15 protein-coding genes are annotated in these 15,588 nt (G+C 62.8%); 5 read left to right on the forward strand and 10 right to left on the reverse strand.

Going from position 1 to position 15,588, the window contains the following annotated elements; genetic code table 11:
• On the forward strand, window positions 1-485 hold a 485-nt coding region (locus HMPREF1022_RS14675), incomplete at its 5' end, for an IS5 family transposase (protein ID WP_009303758.1).
• Between the two features lie 151 nt (window positions 486-636).
• Here HMPREF1022_RS14675 and pstC read toward each other — a convergent pair.
• Together pstC and HMPREF1022_RS14685 are read right to left on the reverse strand one after the other, a co-directional pair.
• The gene (gene pstC / locus HMPREF1022_RS14680) at window positions 637-1,527 is read right to left on the reverse strand and encodes a phosphate ABC transporter permease subunit PstC (protein WP_009303759.1); all 891 of its coding nucleotides are present in this window, start codon (window positions 1,525-1,527) and stop codon (window positions 637-639) included.
• 186 nt (window positions 1,528-1,713) lie between these two features.
• Window positions 1,714-2,532 carry a phosphate ABC transporter substrate-binding protein gene (locus tag HMPREF1022_RS14685; RefSeq protein WP_008685482.1) on the reverse strand — a complete coding sequence of 273 codons (819 nt, stop codon included), beginning with the start codon at window positions 2,530-2,532 and terminating at the stop codon, window positions 1,714-1,716.
• 253 nt (window positions 2,533-2,785) lie between these two features.
• On the opposite strand from HMPREF1022_RS14685, the gene HMPREF1022_RS14690 reads away from it, so the two are divergent.
• The 4 genes from HMPREF1022_RS14690 to phoU all read left to right on the forward strand — a co-directional run bounded on the left by HMPREF1022_RS14690 (window position 2,786) and on the right by phoU (window position 7,017).
• Window positions 2,786-3,466 (forward strand): response regulator, encoded by a 681-nt coding sequence (locus HMPREF1022_RS14690; protein WP_008685484.1) that lies wholly within the window; start codon window positions 2,786-2,788, stop codon window positions 3,464-3,466.
• A 61-nt stretch (window positions 3,467-3,527) separates the two neighbouring features.
• The gene (locus HMPREF1022_RS14695) at window positions 3,528-5,414 is read left to right on the forward strand and encodes a sensor histidine kinase (protein WP_009303760.1); all 1,887 of its coding nucleotides are present in this window, start codon (window positions 3,528-3,530) and stop codon (window positions 5,412-5,414) included.
• Window positions 5,411-6,166: a phosphate ABC transporter ATP-binding protein PstB gene (gene pstB, locus HMPREF1022_RS14700; RefSeq protein ID WP_008685487.1), complete on the forward strand. Its 756-nt coding sequence runs from the start codon at window positions 5,411-5,413 to the stop codon at window positions 6,164-6,166. The genes HMPREF1022_RS14695 and pstB overlap by 4 nt, the downstream gene beginning before the upstream one ends.
• A gap of 122 nt (window positions 6,167-6,288) precedes the next feature.
• Window positions 6,289-7,017 (forward strand): phosphate signaling complex protein PhoU, encoded by a 729-nt coding sequence (gene phoU, locus HMPREF1022_RS14705; RefSeq protein WP_009303761.1) that lies wholly within the window; start codon window positions 6,289-6,291, stop codon window positions 7,015-7,017.
• 234 nt (window positions 7,018-7,251) lie between these two features.
• Here phoU and dapA read toward each other — a convergent pair whose 3' ends face one another.
• The 8 genes from dapA to HMPREF1022_RS14745 form a co-directional block, all read right to left on the reverse strand.
• A complete protein-coding gene (gene dapA / locus HMPREF1022_RS14710) occupies window positions 7,252-8,130 on the reverse strand; it encodes a 4-hydroxy-tetrahydrodipicolinate synthase (protein ID WP_008685491.1) in 879 nt (292 codons plus the stop codon).
• A gap of 195 nt (window positions 8,131-8,325) precedes the next feature.
• Window positions 8,326-8,601, reverse strand: coding sequence for an HU family DNA-binding protein (locus HMPREF1022_RS14715; RefSeq protein ID WP_008685493.1), 276 nt, complete (start codon window positions 8,599-8,601; stop codon window positions 8,326-8,328).
• Window positions 8,602-8,902: 301 nt separating this feature from the next.
• Complete coding sequence (locus tag HMPREF1022_RS14720; RefSeq protein ID WP_008685494.1) at window positions 8,903-9,712, reverse strand: MinD/ParA family protein; 810 nt, start codon at window positions 9,710-9,712, stop codon at window positions 8,903-8,905.
• A 3-nt stretch (window positions 9,713-9,715) separates the two neighbouring features.
• Window positions 9,716-10,558 carry a GGDEF domain-containing protein gene (locus HMPREF1022_RS14725; protein ID WP_008685495.1) on the reverse strand — a complete coding sequence of 281 codons (843 nt, stop codon included), beginning with the start codon at window positions 10,556-10,558 and terminating at the stop codon, window positions 9,716-9,718.
• Window positions 10,542-11,655, reverse strand: a protein-coding gene (gene prfB / locus HMPREF1022_RS14730; RefSeq protein ID WP_223299959.1) for a peptide chain release factor 2 whose coding sequence is annotated in 2 segments (ribosomal slippage) — window positions 10,542-11,579 and window positions 11,581-11,655 — 1,113 coding nt in all. Because the reading frame shifts where the segments join, the coding sequence is not laid out codon by codon here. Before prfB ends, HMPREF1022_RS14725 begins: the two co-directional genes overlap by 17 nt.
• 164 nt (window positions 11,656-11,819) lie before the next feature.
• Window positions 11,820-13,448: an apolipoprotein N-acyltransferase gene (lnt, locus tag HMPREF1022_RS14735; protein WP_009303763.1), complete on the reverse strand. Its 1,629-nt coding sequence runs from the start codon at window positions 13,446-13,448 to the stop codon at window positions 11,820-11,822.
• Window positions 13,445-14,311 carry a hemolysin family protein gene (locus HMPREF1022_RS14740; RefSeq protein WP_009303764.1) on the reverse strand — a complete coding sequence of 289 codons (867 nt, stop codon included), beginning with the start codon at window positions 14,309-14,311 and terminating at the stop codon, window positions 13,445-13,447. The genes lnt and HMPREF1022_RS14740 overlap by 4 nt, the downstream gene beginning before the upstream one ends.
• 331 nt (window positions 14,312-14,642) lie before the next feature.
• Window positions 14,643-15,578 carry a PilZ domain-containing protein gene (locus HMPREF1022_RS14745; protein WP_009303765.1) on the reverse strand — a complete coding sequence of 312 codons (936 nt, stop codon included), beginning with the start codon at window positions 15,576-15,578 and terminating at the stop codon, window positions 14,643-14,645.
• Between the last annotated feature and the right edge of the window lie 10 nt (window positions 15,579-15,588).

Raw genomic sequence — 15,588 nt, forward strand, 5'->3', positions numbered from 1 at the left:
ACAGTACTATTGTTAAGGTTCATCCCGATCGGAACAGGGGCCTTAAAAAAACAGGTCCGCAGTCCATCGGAAAGTCCAGAGGCGGCTGGACGACCAAGCTTGATATGGTTGCCGCGAATGCTGAATGCGCGTTGAATTTCAGCCTCACTCCCGGCAACGCCGGCGATGCCCCCGAGGGGCGCAGGCTGCTTGTCCAGTTGGGGCCGATGCCAGCGCCGTGCAGCTTGCTTATGGATGGCGCATATGAGGGTAATGAAACGACTCGCTTGGGACGTGAGTTGGGCTTCACTCCGGTGGTGCCGCCCAATCCCAACCGACTGAAACCGTGGGAGTATGACAAAGAGCTATACAAAAGACGTAATGAGGTAGAACGGCTTTTCAGGAGGCTCAAAGGCTTCCGCCGTGTTTTTACTCGGTTCGATAAGCTCGATGTCATGTTCCTGGCCTTTGTCGTCTTTGCGTTAATTGTTATAGCTCTGAAATAGTGTTAACAGGCCCTAGAGCAATTTCACTTTGAAATTGCTCTGCTGACGCGAAGGCGGCAGCCGCCACGAAGTGGCGTGGATTCTGGCGAAAACCACGTTTTTCGCCAGAATGCCAACTTTGAAATTTGTAAAATTTCAAAGTTAATCTGTTCTAGAGACCGGACGAACCGGCCTGACGGTGTTTTTCGGCAATGTGCCCGGCCGCCAGATTAAAGGCCAGGGTCAGGAAAAAGAGCACGATGCCGATGGCGAATAGGGCGTGGTAGTGATCGCTGCGGAAGGGCGCTTCGGCCATTTCGGCCGCGATGGAGGCGGGCATGGGCCGCACCGGGTCCAGCAGGGAGGTGGGGATCAGGCCCGCGCCCCCGGCCACCATCAGCACCACCATGGTTTCGCCGATGGCCCGTGACATGCCCAGCATCACCGCCGTGCCGATGCCGGAAAGCGCGGCCGGAATGACCACCCGCACGGTGGTCTGCCAGCGCGTGGCCCCCAGGGCCAGAGAGGCTTCGCGCAGATCGCGGGGCACGCTGTACAGGGCGTCCTCGGAGACCGAACAGATGGTGGGCACGCTCATCAGGGCCAGGACCAGGGAAGCGTTGAGCAGGTTCAGGCCCGTGGCCGCGCCGAGCCAGTCCTGGATGACGGGGGCCAGTACCACCATGCCCAGAAAGCCCAGTACCACCGAGGGCAGGGCGGCCAGCAGCTCCACAAAGGGCTTGATGATCCGGCGCACGCCCGGATGGGCGATCTCCGTCAGGTACACGGCGGTCAGCACGCCCAGGGGCACGGCAAGCAGGGAGGAAAACAGGGTCACCGCCAGCGAGGCCATGAGCAGAGGAAAGATGCCGAACAGCCCGGGATCTTCCGTGGGATACCAGAGCCGCCCGAAAAGGAAGTCGAAAACCGAATAATGGGCGAACAGCGGCAGGCCTTCCATAAACAGAAAAAGCACAATGCCCGCCAGCGCCAGCAGGGAACTTCCGGCCACGCCGGTAAGACTGTATTGGACGATTTTTTCCTTGAGATCGGCTCTGCGCATGGCTTTCTCCCCCAATGGCGGGTTCTTTAAGGAAAGAACCCGCCATTGGACTGGTGGTTTAAACACGGCGGGGATTTTGTTTACCGGCAAGGCAGGCAAGTGGCCCGGCTTGGTCACGTAGGCGGCTACGCTCCGCGCGCCGGGCCATGCCGCCTAACGCCGCCGGTGGGCAAAAGCGCGGCGTGTTTAATGGGCCAGGGGCACATACCCCACTTCCCGCACACTCTTCTGCCCCTTGCCCGGATCCAGCAGGTAGTCCACCAGGGCCTTGACCTCGCCGGTGGGCTGGCCGTCAGTGAAGATATACAGTTCACGCGCCACGGGCCATTGCTTGGAAAGCGCGGTCTGGGCGCTGGCCTGCACATTGTTGACCTTGAGCCCCTTGGTGGACTTGTCCAGATAGCCCAGGCCGATGTAGCCGACGGCGTTCTTGTTGTTGGATACGGCCTGCACCACAGCGCCGTTGGAGGCCTGCATCAGGGCCGCCGGGGTCACGCGTTCCTTGTTCATGACCAGTTCTTCCCAGCATTCAAAAGTGCCGGAGGAGGTGTCGCGGGAAATGATCACGATCCTGGCGTCAGCGCCGCCCAATTCCTTCCAGTTGGTGACCTTGCCGGTGTAGATGTCCCTGAGCTGCTGGGTGGTCAGGCCGCTGACCGTGTTGGACGGATGGACCACGGGCACGATGGCGTCCACAGCGATGGCCGTGCGCACGGGCGTGACGCCGTTCTTGTCGGCGGCGGCTTTTTCCTTGCCCTTGATGTCGCGCGAGCTCATGGCCACATCGCACTGCCTGTCGATGAGCGCCTTGATGCCGTTGCCCGAACCGCCGCCGGAGATGCTCAACTGCACGCCTGGGTGGGAGGCCATGAAGGCCTCGCCGGCCTTCTGCATCACGGGCAGCACCGTGGTGGAACCGTTGATGACGATTTCCCGGGCCGCCAGGGCCGGGGTGCTGAGGCTCAGAACCGTCAGGGCCGTGACCAGCATTTTGCCGATAGTCATTCCGTACTCTCCTTAGGGTTTGCGAAGGTGCCGCGCGGGGAAGCTCCCCGCGCGTTTTCCTTTTGACCGGCCTCTGTTACAGAATGATGACAGGAAGGCGAAGACTGCGTGAATCCGGGCCGGACGCCTGTCGAAGCCTTGTCCGGCGCGGAAATCGGGCGTTGAGGCGCTTGTCACGCGATTGTAACAATGTCACCACCTGTTTGGCGCAATGGCATTGTTAACTGGCTCCGCAGCACAGAGGAAAAGATATATGAGCGCACAACATATCCTGGTAGTGGAAGATGAAAGCGACATCCGCGAACTGCTGCGCTTCAATCTGGAGCGCGAGGGCTTCAGCGTGCTGGAGGCCGAGGACGGCCAGAAGGGGCTGGAGCTGGCCCGGCGGCATCTGCCGTGCCTGATTATTCTGGATGTGATGCTGCCCGCCCTGGACGGCTTTGAGGTCAGCCGCCGGTTGGGCGGCCAGGCCGAGACCTCGGCCATTCCGGTGCTGATGCTCACGGCGCGCGGCGAGGAAATGGATCGCGTGGTGGGCCTGAGCCTGGGAGCGGACGATTACGTGGTCAAGCCTTTCAGCGTGCGCGAGCTCATGTTGCGCATCAAGGCCATTTTGCGCCGGGGCGGCCGTGTGGCGGAAAGCGCCCTGCTGGAGCGCCACGGCATCCGGCTGCGGCCCGACGCGCACACGGCGAGCGCCGGAGAGCGGGAGCTGGTCCTCACGGCCACGGAGTTCCGCCTGCTGGAAGATCTGCTGCGTCACGCGGGCACGGTACGCACGCGCGAGCAATTGCTGAACAATGTCTGGGGCTATTCCTTTGAAGGTTACGCCCGCACAGTGGACACCCATGTGCGCCGCCTGCGCTCCAAGCTGGGCGAGGCGGCGGCCGCGCTGGAGACCGTGCGCGGCGTGGGCTACCGGATCAGGGAATAGCGCCTCTGCTCAGCGTTGGTTCAGGAAGAGTGCCAAAGACAACCATTGGCGGGGTAAGTTCATGTTTTCCTTTCGTACCCGGATTTTTTGCAGCGTGCTGGCAGTGGCGCTGCTCTCCATCGGCATTGCCGTGTTTTACGGCAAAAGCTGGCTGGAACACAGCCAGTTGCAGGCCGCCCGCGAACGCCTGTTGCACGAAACCCGCCTGGCGGGTGTGATTCTGGACAAGCTGGGGCCCGATCCTGACGTTCTGCCGGAACTGGCCCGCATTCTGAACCTGCCGGACGAGCGCCTTTCCCTGCTGGACGGCAAGGGCAACGTGCTGGCCGACACAGCCGTGGGAGCCCAGCCCGTGGACCGGCTGGACAATCACGCGGACAGGCCGGAAGTGCGCGAGGCCCTTTCCGGAGGGGACGGCGCGGATGGAGAGGGCGGCGGCCAGGGTTTCGCCATCCGGCCCAGCGGCACTCTGGATCTGCCCTTGGCCTATGCCGTGACCCGCCTGGACGACGGCCGCCTGTTGCGGCTGGCCGTGCCCCTGGAAAATCTGAAGCGCCAGATTGAAAGCCGCCTCACGGTATTCAGCCAGATCGGCCTGATCACCGTGGCCCTTTCCCTGCTGCTGGCCATGCTGCTGTCCGGCGCGTTGCGCCGTTCCCTCAGCCAGATGGTCGGCGTGGTGGAGGCCATTTCCCTGGGCAATTTCCAGCGCCGCCTGCGGCGCATTCCGGGCAGTGAATTCGCGCCCCTGGCCGACGCGGTCAACCGCATGGCCGAAAATATCGAGGAACATGTGCGTGCCGCCGCGGACCAGACCGCCCAGTTGGAAAGCATTCTGGACACCATGAGCGACGGCGTGCTGGTATTGGGGCCGCACGGGCATATCCGCCGCTGCAACCGCGCTCTTGCCGGGGAGTTTCCGGCAGCGGCCACGGCTCAGGGCGCGCAGGTGGTGGAGATTATCCCCTCGCCGGAATTGCAGAAAGCCGTGGACGAGGTGCTGGCCGCGCCCGCGCCGTCATCCGCATCTCAAAGCGCATCCCATGACGCGTCCCGCTCGGGTTCCGGCAGCGAGCCGGGCGACGAAAACGGCCGGGTGCAGCGCCACCTGCACCTCACCCTGCCGTCCGGCCAGGTCATGTCGGTCTGCCTGTCGCGGCCTGCCGGGCCGGACAGCCACCTGGGGGCCGTGGCCGTGTTCCACGACATTACGGAGCTGGTGCGCCTGGAGCGCGTGCGCCGCGACTTTGTGGCCAACGTCTCGCACGAATTGCGCACCCCGCTCACGGCCATCCAGGGCTATGCGGAAACCCTCATCAGCCTGGACACCTCGCTGGAGTGCCGCCGTTTCGGCGAGATCATTCTCAAGAACGGCGCCTATCTCACGCGCATGGTCGGCGACCTGCTGGCTCTGGCCCGCCTGGAAGGCAAGACGGGCAGCCTGGAGCTGGCCCCCACGGACCCGCGTGAGGCCCTGGCCCAGGCCAAAGGCATGTGCCGCGAGGTTCTGGAGCGCCGCAACCTGCATCTGAATGTGGATATGCCGGAACAGTGCCGGGTCATGGCAAGCCTGCCGCATCTGGCCCAGGTCTTTCGCAACCTGCTGGAAAACGCCTGCCGCTACGCGCCGGAAGGCGGCAACATCCGCGTTACAGCGCATCCGGTCGGCAATGAGGTGGTTTTCCGGGTGGTGGACGACGGGCCCGGCATCCCGGCGGCGGACCTGGATCGCATTTTCGAGCGTTTCTACCAGGTGGAACGGCACCGGGGCCAGGCCTCCACCGGGCTGGGCCTGGCAATCTGCAAGCATATCGTGGAGCGGCACGGCGGCCGTATCCGGGCGGAAAGCCCGGCTCCGGACGGCAGCACGGCCCTTGTGTTCACCCTTGGTTCTGTTGAGAGCGAACATCGCTCTGGCGAAAATCCTGACGGAGCGGCAAAGGCATGAAGGAAAATCTGCTGGCCCGGAATATCAATGTCTATTACGGCTCAAACAAGGCTCTGCACGACGTGAGCCTGGACTTCGCTCCGGGCAGGGTTACGGCCCTGATCGGGCCGTCCGGCTGCGGCAAATCCACCTTTTTGCGCTGCCTGAACCGGATGAACGATCTGGTGCCCGGCGCGCGCGTGGAAGGCGAGATCCTACTGGACGGCGAGGATGTGAACCGGCCCGGAACGGACGTGGTTTCGCTGCGCCGCCGGGTGGGCATGGTCTTTCAGAAGCCCAACCCCTTTCCCAAGAGTATTTTTGAAAACGTGGCCTATGGGCTGCGCGTCAACGGCCTGTCCGACGAAACGCTGATCGCCGAGAAGGTGGAAATTTCCTTGCGCCGGGCCGCTATTTTTGATGAGGTCAAAGACAGGTTGCAGTCATCGGCGCTGGGCCTTTCCGGCGGACAGCAGCAGCGCCTGTGCATCGCCCGCACCCTGGCCGTGGAGCCGGAAGTGCTGCTCATGGACGAACCGGCCAGTGCCCTGGACCCCATAGCCACCCAGAAGATTGAGGAGAGCATCCGCGAGCTCAAGGCTTCGTTGACCATCATCATCGTCACCCACAACATGCAGCAGGCCGCGCGCGTGTCGGACTGGACGGGCTTTTTTTACATGGGCCGCCTTATTGAGCACGACGCCACGGACGTTATTTTCACCCGGCCCGGCAAGAAGCAGACTGAGGACTATATTACCGGCCGCTTCGGCTAGAGCCGCCGCTCTGTTCCTTTGGCAGAGAACGAACACCCTTTTCAGGAACAGCTCTTGGAGCGGCGACGAATAAGGGCGACTAACTCGTGTATGGGAAAGAATTTTATTCAGGAGAAAGCCTGATGAACCAGCAGGAAAATTATTTGCAGCAGATGCTCGTGACCTTGCGCACGCGCCTTCTGGTCATGTGCGCCAGCGTGGGCATTGCCCTGGAAGAGGCCGACAAGGCTCTGGCCGCCAACGATCCCGGCCGCGCGGCAGCGGTCATTGAAAGCGACGCGGCCATCGACGAGCTGGAAAACGACATCGACGACATGGCCCTGCGCCTGCTGGCCCGCACCCAACCCGTGGCCGGGGATCTGCGTTTTGTGGTCAGCGCCCTGCGCATGGTGGTGGATCTGGAGCGCATCGGCGACGAGGCCGTGAGCATGGCCGAACAGGCCATTCTGATGCAGGACATGCCCGGTTACGGCGTCATCCCCCATGTGCGGGTCATGTTCGACAAAGCCCGCCAGGCCTTTGAGCAGGCCGTGGTCATCTTCCGCGAGAACGACGTCGAGGCCGCCCTGGACATGAGCCGGGGCGAGGATGAGGCGGTGCAGTGCGAGGTGCGGATCATCCAGGGCATTATGGAGCGCCTTTCCAGCCACGGGACGGATCTTGAGCCCCACCTGGCCATGCACATCATTCTGGTCACCCGTTCGTTGACCCGGATCTGGCGGCGCTCCATCAACATTGCCGAGCACGTCTATTTCATCAATCAGGGCCTGACCCTCAAGCATCACGGCGAACTGGCGGACGAGCCCGAGGATATGCAGCGGGTTCGGGAGGATCGGGGCGGGGAAGAATAGAGCGTTTGATATTGAAAATATCTTAACGCTCTGTGCGGATTTTCCGTGAAAAGCCGCGCCGCGAAATTATCGCAAGGCGAATTTACTTCGCCGTTAAGCGATAATTTCAAGCGCAAACTGCTCTAATGCTGGCCAGCCCTGGCGGCGGGGCCGCCAGGGCATTGAACGGATATAAAAAAGGAGCGCGTCCATTTCGATGGACGCGCTCCTTTTTATATCCGCCGGAAACGTTTTTTAGAGCAGGCCCTGCCGATGCAGCACCTCAATGAGCCTGGCCTTGCCGGATTCGCTCATGGGGCAGAGCGGCAGGCGCATTTCGCTTTCCATCCGGCCCATGAGGGCCAAGGCCGTCTTGGCCGGAATGGGATTGCTTTCCATGAACATGGCCTGATGCAGGGGGAAGAGCTCATGGTGAAGGCGGGCAGCCCCGGCCGGATCGCCTTCGGCAAAGGCGTTGCACATGGCGGCCACGCGGCCCGGCACCAGGTTGGAGGTGACGGAAATCACACCCCTGCCGCCCAGGGCCATCAGGGGCAGGGCGGTGAGATCGTCGCCGGACAGCACGCTGAAGCTCTCCGGGCAGGCTTCCAGCGTTTCGCTGCCCTGCACCATATCGCCGGTGGCTTCCTTGACGCCCACGATGTTGGAAAAGTCGCGGGCAAGGCGGCTCAACACCGGCGGCAGCATATTGCAGCCCGTGCGGCCCGGCACATTATAGAGCACCAAGGGCAGATCCACTGTCTCGGCAATGGCCTTGAAGTGCAGGTACAGGCCTTCCTGGGTGGGCTTGTTGTAATAGGGGGTGATCAGCAACGCGCCGTCGGCCCCGGCCTTTTTGGCAAAGAGGGCCAGGCGGATGGCTTCGCTGGTATTGTTGGAACCGGCCCCGGCCAGCACCGGCACCCGGCCTTTGGCCTGATCGATACAGATTTCAATGACCCGCTCGTGTTCCTCATGGGACAGCGTGGCGGATTCGCCGGTGGTGCCGCAAGGCACCAGACCGTGGATGCCTTCGGTGATCTGGCGTTCGATAAAGGCCCGGTAGGTCTCTTCATCCACGGTATTATTCTTGAACGGGGTGACAAGCGCTGTCATCGCACCGGAAAAAAGCATATCCGACTCCTTATGTCTGCGCCCGCGGCGTCGTGGCGGAATACTCCGGGGCTCTGTAAACGGGCGGCGGAAGGCATGGCCCGGATCATTCCGACGTCACGCGGCGTTGGAAACACGCACCGTTCCGCGAAACAACGGCTTTGCCGTCGCGCGAATGCGGTTCGGATACGGCCGACACAATCTCGGGCGCGGCTGCTACTGATTGATGAATTCCTTAAGTTCCTTGCCGGCGCGGAAGAAGGGCAGGCGTTTAGGAATCACCGAGACGCTTTCCCCGGTTTTGGGGTTGCGCCCGGCGTAGCCACCGTATTCCTTGATTTTGAAGCTGCCGAACCCGCGGATTTCTATCCGTTCCCCGGCGATCAGCGATTTTTTCATGGCGTCGATGAATGTGTTCACAACCAGTGACGCATCATCAAAGGGAATATTGGTCTCTTCGGCCAAAGCCTTGATCAGTTCGCTTTTATTCATCACGCCTCCGTTGACACGTTATACTATTATCCCGTGGGGGAAGGGCGACAACGCGGGAACTCAGCCAGCTTCATTATACCTATACCTTTTATGCAGTAAGGTAAACCGCTTACTTAGAGCAATTCACGTTTGAAATGAGTGAATTGCTCTGGTGGCCGCGTGAGCGGATACCCGCCCCCAAATGCAAGGAAGCGACCGGAGGCGGCGCAGCCGTGCCTGTTAGCCCACAAAGGGCTTGCGGGCATCGACAGCAGCGATAAACCGTATTCTTCCCCAGCACGCGGGCGGCGTGGAGTTTGACTCAAAATGCTGTATGCGGGGCCTGCAAGACGTCGCGCGGGGCCAGCCAGTCGGCCATGTTCAGGCGCACGCGTTGCAGGCGGCCCGCCAGGGCCTGGATATCCTGGGCCGCCGGGCTGCCCGGCGCGTAACGCAGCAGGGCCTGCTGACGGCAGACGGCCTCGGGCAGCTTTTTGTCCATACGCACGTGGCCCAGCAGCACGGGTTCCAGATGCAGGAAGTGGCGGCAGGCCCCGTTCAGCTTTTCAAAGGCGCCCTGGGCTTCCTTGGGCGATTCAGCCTGATTGACCAGCACCATGAAGTCGCGCATGCCGAAGCGGCTGTTGAGCACCTTGATCAGCGCATAGCTGTCCGTGAGAGATGTGGGTTCGGGCGTGATGATGACGATGCGCATGGCGGCCATGGCCGCGAAGGTCTGCACTGTTTCGGAAATGCCCGCGCCCAGATCCATGAAGATGTAATCGTACTTGCCGAGCACCGGCTCCAGGCGTTCCAGCAGCATGTCGCGCAGATCAGGGCGCATGTCGTTGAGCTCGGGCACGCCCGAGGCCGCGGGCAGCACGTCAAAGCCCTTGGGCTCCAGGGGATAGAGCACATCGCTTAACCGCGCGTCGCCCAGCAGCGCGTCCTGGAGGTTGCCTTCCGGGGTGATGCCCAGCAGCACGTCCAGATTGGCAAGGCCCATGTCGCAGTCCATGAGCAGGTTCTTGAAGCCCGCCTGGTAGAGCGCGCAGGCCAGATTGAGGGACAGGTTGGTCTTGCCGACCCCGCCTTTGCCGCTGAGCACGGCAACGCTCAAGGTGCTGTTCATAAATTATTCTCCGCCGAAAAAGAGAAAGCGTTTTTCACTGGAATGGACCAGGGTGGTCCGTTCGCCCAGAGGAGTGGGCGCTTCCTGGTGGATATGCCCGTTTTCCTGCTGAATGGCCGTGTTCAGGGCCGTGTCGGCCTTGCTGAGCAGGTCGAGGGCGCGGCCCTCCGCGCCCTGGCTGACGCAGACGATGCCCAGGGCGCAGCTGGCCCCGGTTCCGGCCGAGATGCCGCCTGTGGGGAAGAGCGGCCGGGCCTGCTCCTCAAAGGCGTGTTGCAGGCGTTCGGCCAAGCGCCGGGCCTTGAGCTGGCCCATGCCCGGCAAAAGCAGGGCATAGCGCCCGGGAGCAATGTCGCCCAGGCTGTCGCAGGCGTCCAGATTGTCGCGCAGGGTTTCGGCCAGCAGCCGCTCCAGGCGTTTCACCGTGCCGTCGCCCAAGGCCACGCACAGCCTCCGCCGTTCGGACAGGGCCGCGAGGATCAGGCTGAGACCGCCGCCGTTGCGCGCCAGACGCAGCAGTTCGCGGCTCAGTTGGGCCGCGAACAGTTCGGCGCTCAGCGCGCCGATCAGGGCATCCGGCGGCATGTCCGGCGGCATGGGCGGCTGGACGTCGGAGCGCAGATCCGCGACCCGCCCTTCCGGAGACGCGCCGGGCACGGGCAGGGCACACCACTGGCTCAAAGGAAAGGCGCGGCAGAATTCCTGCCAGCGCTGCCGGGAAAGGCCGCGCACCAGCCGGACCACCAGCATGGCCTCGCGGGTCCGGGGCACGGCGTCGCCGCAGCCTTCTTCCCGCAGGGCGCGCAGTTCGCGGGCCAGGGCGTCAAATTCAGCGTTGTTGCTCATGGCGGTACAAAAGGTAATCGTGTTGGAACTGGTCGATCTGACCGTCAAGAACCGCGTCCACGTCGCCGGATTCCGAGCCCGTGCGGTGGTCCTTGACCAAGCGGTAGGGCTGGAGGGTGTAAGTGCGGATCTGGCTGCCGAAAGCAATGGCGTCCTTGCCTGCGTATTCCGCCTGGCGCTCGGCCTCGCGTTTCTGCAATTCCAGGTTGTAGAGGCGGGCCCGCAGGACGCGCAGGGCCGTCTCCTTGTTGTGGTGCTGCGATTTTTCGTTCTGGCATTGGGCGGAAATGCCCGTGGGCAGGTGGGTGACGCGCACTGCGGAGCTGGTCGTGTTCACGCTCTGGCCGCCCGGACCGCTGGAACGGAAGATGTCGAAACGCAGATCCGATTCCTTGATATCCAGCTGAATGTCGTTGCCCGCGTCCGGGATCACGTCCACCGAGGCGAAGGAGGTGTGGCGGCGGCCCGAGGCGTCAAAGGGCGAGATGCGGATCAGACGGTGGATGCCGCGTTCGCTCTTGAGAAAGCCGAAGGCGTGCGGCCCGGAGATGCGCAGGGTCACGCTTTTGATGCCCGCCTCGTCGCCGGGCAGAAAGTCCATTTCCTCCACCGCGTATTTGCGGCGCGCGGCCCAGCGGGTGTACAAACGCAGCAGCATTTCGGCCCAGTCCTGGGATTCCGTGCCGCCCGCGCCGGGGTGGATTTCCAGAATGGCGTCCTGGCCGTCTTCCTCGGCCGAGAGCAACATGACCAGCTCGGTCTCGTCCAGCAGGGCGGCCAGTTCCTTCTGCTGCTGCTCCAGGGATTCCAAGGCTTCCTGATCCTCGTTTTCCGAGGCCAGAACCAGCCATTCCTCCATGTCGTCCCGGCAGGTCTTGAGGCGGGTCAGGCGGCCCACCTCGTCTTCCAGGCGTCTTTTTTCCTGTAAAACCGGTGTGAGGGCCTCGGGCTTGTCCCAAGCGCCGGGACGGGAGAGTTCCGTTTCGATGTCGCGCAGGCGTTGTTCGCTGGACGCGACGTCAAAGACGCCCCCAAAGGTTGTCAAAACGCTGGGACAGGGGCTGACAGGCGGCGCGCAAATCACTGAGATGCAGCATGGTCGATTCTGTGGGGTTGAGGGTGAAGATTCCGTTTTATCCGGTGTCGTGCGACGCTTACGCGTTCACGGCACCGGGATTATCGGCGTTGTCAGCGGCTCCGGACAGCGGGAGCGGGCTGAAGACCAGCCGTGGGGACGGCGCGTGCCCCGTGAAGCGGGGCATCAGTCTGAAGTTCTGGCGCCGCGTGGACCGAGGACCAGCAGGACCAGACAGAGCAGGGCCGCTACGGGAAGCAGCCAGGGCGCGAGACGGTGGTAGAGGCTGGGCGCTGTGCTCAGTCCGGCGCGGGCCCAAAGGCTCTCGGCCCGAAACTGGCCGCCGCGCGCGGTCAGGCGTCCGCGCGGGTCCACCACCACGGAAATGCCGGTATTGGTGCCGCGCAGAATCCAACGGTTTTGTTCCAGGGCACGCAACACAGTCAGATAGAGATGCTGCCGCGATGCCGGAGTGTCCTCGAACCAGCCGTCGTTGCTGATGTCCACCAGAATATTGGCCCCGTCCGCCACGCGGGCCTGGGCAAGCCAAGGGAATATGCCTTCATAGCAGATGAGCATGCCCAGAGCAAGATTTTCGTAGCGCAGGGGCGCCACGGCCGTGCCCGTCTCATAGACGCCCACCCCTTGGAGCAGGGCTTCGAGAAAACCCCAGTTCAGCCAACTCGGCAGATACTCGCCGAAGGGCACCAGATGTTCCTTGTCATAATGCCCGATGGTCGCGCCGTCCGGGCCCAGCAGGAAGGCCCGGTTAAAAATGGCGGGTTCCGCCCGGCCCGGCCGCCGCTCCACGCCGGGCGCGCCGAAAAGCAGAGGGCCGCGGGCCTCCAGGGCCATATCGCGCACCAGGGCGGCCAGGGCGGGCTTGGTTTCAAAAAAGAAGGGCAAAGCGGTTTCCGGCCAGATGATGAGCGGCTTTGCATCCCGGTCCGCAGCGGGCCGCGCGGCCAGGCCCGCGCGGGTCAGCGCCAGATAAAGGTCCACGGTCTGCCGCTGGAAGGCGGGCAGCCATTTCCGGTTCTGGTCCACATTGCCTTCCACAAAAAGCACGGCCATGCTTTCCGGACCGGAGGGCTCGGCCCGGAACGGATGAGCGTCCAGCCTCCAGGCCCCGTAAGCGAGCAGCAGCACGGCCAGAGCCAGTCCCGTTGCCAAGCTCGTTGCCGGTCGGCGCGGACAAAAAGCCCGTGGCGCGGCTGCTTGCGGGATCAGGGGCAGGCTGAACAGGCAGAGCAGGGCGGCCAATAGCCAGAGTCCGCCCAGGCCGTACGCGCCTACGACATCAGCGGCCTGGACCAGCACGGGCCAGACCGCCAGAGCTCCGGCCAGGGGCAGCCAGGGAAAGCCCAGCGCCAGGGCGTAGACAGCTTCCAGCAGATACCAGAGCAGGGCCAGCGCCAGGGCCAGCAGCATCGGCGGCCGGGCGCGCAGAATTTGCGCGGCCAGGGAGAACAGGCCGCCCGCGCTGGCAAGGCAGGCCGCGATGAACAGGGCGCAGGGCACGGCCAAAGGCCAGGGCAGGCCGCCCACATTGTGCACGGGCAGGGCCAGCCAGTACAGTGCCGCCGTGCCGCCCGCCAGGCTGACCAGCCAGCCCCGGCGCAACGCGGCCATGCGGCCGGGCGCGCGCAGGCCCAACAGGGCCAGGGCCATGGGCCAGAGCAGGACCAAGGGCGGCAGGCTCAGAAAATCATTGGGAAAGCCCAGCCAGAGCGCCAGAGCGCCTGCCAGGCCCAGGAGCAGGTCCGGACGCAGGCTTCGGAACGGCGGCTGTCCGCCCGCGCGCGCCGTGTTCATGCTCCGGCATTGTCCCTGGCTTCGTCCAAAGCCTGCGCCGCCTTGTCGGCGGGTTCCATGCGCAGGCGACGGATCAGCTTCTTGTCGGCGTCCAGCACCGTAAAGGCCCAGCCGTGCAGGTTGAAAACCTCGCCGGGGCCGGGCACATGGCCGGCCTCCATGCTCAGATAGCCGCCGATGGTGTCCACCTCGTCGGAAACCAGGTCAACGCCCAGTTCCTCCAGATCCTCCAGCAGGGCGCGACCCGTGAGCTCATAGACATTGTCGCCCAGGGGGCGGATGTCCTCCTGGCGGGGGGTGTCGTGCTCGTCCTCAATGTCGCCCACGATTTCCTCCAGCACGTCCTCAATGGTGATCAGGCCGGAGGTGCCGCCGTATTCGTCCAGGGCGATGGCGATATGCTGCTTGCGGGCGCGGAATTCCTGCAGAAGCGCGCGGATGGGCTTGGTTTCCGGCACGAAAAAGGGCTCGCGCATGACCTGGGCCACCGGGGGATGCTTTCCGGCCGGTTCGATGAGGCAGCGCAGGAGATCCTTGGCGTGCAGAATGCCCACCATGTTGTCGCGGGTGTCTTTGTACACGGGAATGCGGGAATGTCCGGAGTCCACGATGACGCGGGCCACTTCGGGCAGGGGCATGTCGTCGGGCACGCAGTCGATATCGGTGCGGGGGATCATGGTGTCCTGCACCTGAAGATCGTTGAAGCGCAGGATGCCCAGCAGCATGGACTCCTCGTCCGGTTCCACCTCGCCGTCGGCTCTGGCTTCAAGAATGGCTTTTTCCAGGGATTCTTCGTCGTCGTGCCCGAAAAATCTGCCCAGGCGCGACCAGATGGTACTATGACCGTCGGAGCCTCCGTCCAAAATAACCTCCATGTTTGGGCGCGGATCTGCGGAGTCCGGTTCCGGGGCCGTGCCTCCTGCCGCGAAGCGGCGTAACCACAGCAAAAACCGCGCTTTTTGCTATGCGAGCTTCACGCCGAACCCACAGGTGAGGCGTGACATCGTGAACAAGCTGAAAGCTGCTAAAATGAAGTCTTAGAGCGTGTTGATATTGAAAATACCTCAACGCTCTGTGCGGATTTTCCGTGAAAATCCGCACCGCGAGATTATCGCAAGGCGAATTTACTTCGCCGTTAAACGATACTTTCAGGCGCAAAATGCTCTAACTGTTACATGGTCTTGGAAAACAGTCCTAGAGCAGTTTGCGCTGTTCCATATCCATGCGCATGACCCACTGGGTGATCGGCCCCACGCCCCGTGATGTGGAGCTGTGAAACCAGTGGATTTCGGACTTGCCCTGTTCCAGCACGGCCCAGTTGGTGAACTCCACCCCCAGAATCAGAGCGGGCGAGGGAGCTTCGGTCGTGCGGGTGTTGATCACCTCGCAGGTGCACCAGAAAGTAATAAGTTTCTCGCCTTTTTTGTCCATGGCATAAATGACGAGACAGAGTAGCTGTGAACCTTTGTCCAGGTCAACAGGCCGGGTTTCCGGGTCTTCCATCTGAAAACGCAGGGCCATGCCCGTTGCGGAGATGTTTTCCACCTGCACGGGCTCGTTGTTCATGCCCAGCTTGTAGTGAATGACCGGGCGGCCGATTTCGGCCGTGGTGCGGGGAATGGGTTTGGCCGGATCAATGGCCCAGACGCCGATAACCCGCACCGCGTCCTTCTGCGGTTTGATGCGGATGAAATTGCGCTTTTGCCCCACTTCCAGGTCTCGGGGCGCGGTGAGGAAAACGCGGGATTTTTCGCGCGAGGCTTCCACTCTTTGGATGGCGGCGCGGAATTTATAGAAGACCGGGCCTTCCGGCAGGCTGACGCGAAAATAGACGTCCACCGGGTGTCCGTCCATTCCTTTGGAGACGTAAGCCAGCACTTCCATGTGCAGGGTTTCGGGGGTCAGCTTGATCAGGGTGCCGGACAGGCCGTTTTTTCCGGCTTCGCTGTCCAGCATTTTCAGATCGAAAATTTCGTTCTGTTCCTGAGCTGTCTCAAGCATCCGGCGAACCACGTTTCTGCGGCGTTCCTCCTGCCTGATCTTTTGCAATCTGGTGCGCAGGCAGACGAGAAGGATGCAGAGCGCCACAAAGAGGACGCCGAAAATCAGGATGTATTCTTCTGTGCTCATTATCAGGCCA

The organism is Desulfovibrio sp. 6_1_46AFAA (assembly GCF_000224635.1).
Lineage (GTDB): Bacteria > Desulfobacterota > Desulfovibrionia > Desulfovibrionales > Desulfovibrionaceae > Desulfovibrio > Desulfovibrio fairfieldensis.

Excerpts from the sequence above, each read along its gene's own strand:
- pstC (WP_009303759.1), bottom strand. The coding sequence starts at position 1,527 with ATGCGCAGAGCCGATCTCAAGGAAAAAATCGTCCAATACAGTCTTACC.
- HMPREF1022_RS14685 (WP_008685482.1), bottom strand. The coding sequence starts at position 2,532 with ATGACTATCGGCAAAATGCTGGTCACGGCCCTGACGGTTCTGAGCCTC.
- HMPREF1022_RS14690 (WP_008685484.1), top strand. The coding sequence starts at position 2,786 with ATGAGCGCACAACATATCCTGGTAGTGGAAGATGAAAGCGACATCCGC.
- HMPREF1022_RS14695 (WP_009303760.1), top strand. The coding sequence starts at position 3,528 with ATGTTTTCCTTTCGTACCCGGATTTTTTGCAGCGTGCTGGCAGTGGCG.
- pstB (WP_008685487.1), top strand. The coding sequence starts at position 5,411 with ATGAAGGAAAATCTGCTGGCCCGGAATATCAATGTCTATTACGGCTCA.
- phoU (WP_009303761.1), top strand. The coding sequence starts at position 6,289 with ATGAACCAGCAGGAAAATTATTTGCAGCAGATGCTCGTGACCTTGCGC.
- dapA (WP_008685491.1), bottom strand. The coding sequence starts at position 8,130 with ATGCTTTTTTCCGGTGCGATGACAGCGCTTGTCACCCCGTTCAAGAAT.
- HMPREF1022_RS14715 (WP_008685493.1), bottom strand. The coding sequence starts at position 8,601 with ATGAATAAAAGCGAACTGATCAAGGCTTTGGCCGAAGAGACCAATATT.
- HMPREF1022_RS14720 (WP_008685494.1), bottom strand. The coding sequence starts at position 9,712 with ATGAACAGCACCTTGAGCGTTGCCGTGCTCAGCGGCAAAGGCGGGGTC.
- HMPREF1022_RS14725 (WP_008685495.1), bottom strand. The coding sequence starts at position 10,558 with ATGAGCAACAACGCTGAATTTGACGCCCTGGCCCGCGAACTGCGCGCC.
- lnt (WP_009303763.1), bottom strand. The coding sequence starts at position 13,448 with ATGAACACGGCGCGCGCGGGCGGACAGCCGCCGTTCCGAAGCCTGCGT.
- HMPREF1022_RS14745 (WP_009303765.1), bottom strand. The coding sequence starts at position 15,578 with ATGAGCACAGAAGAATACATCCTGATTTTCGGCGTCCTCTTTGTGGCG.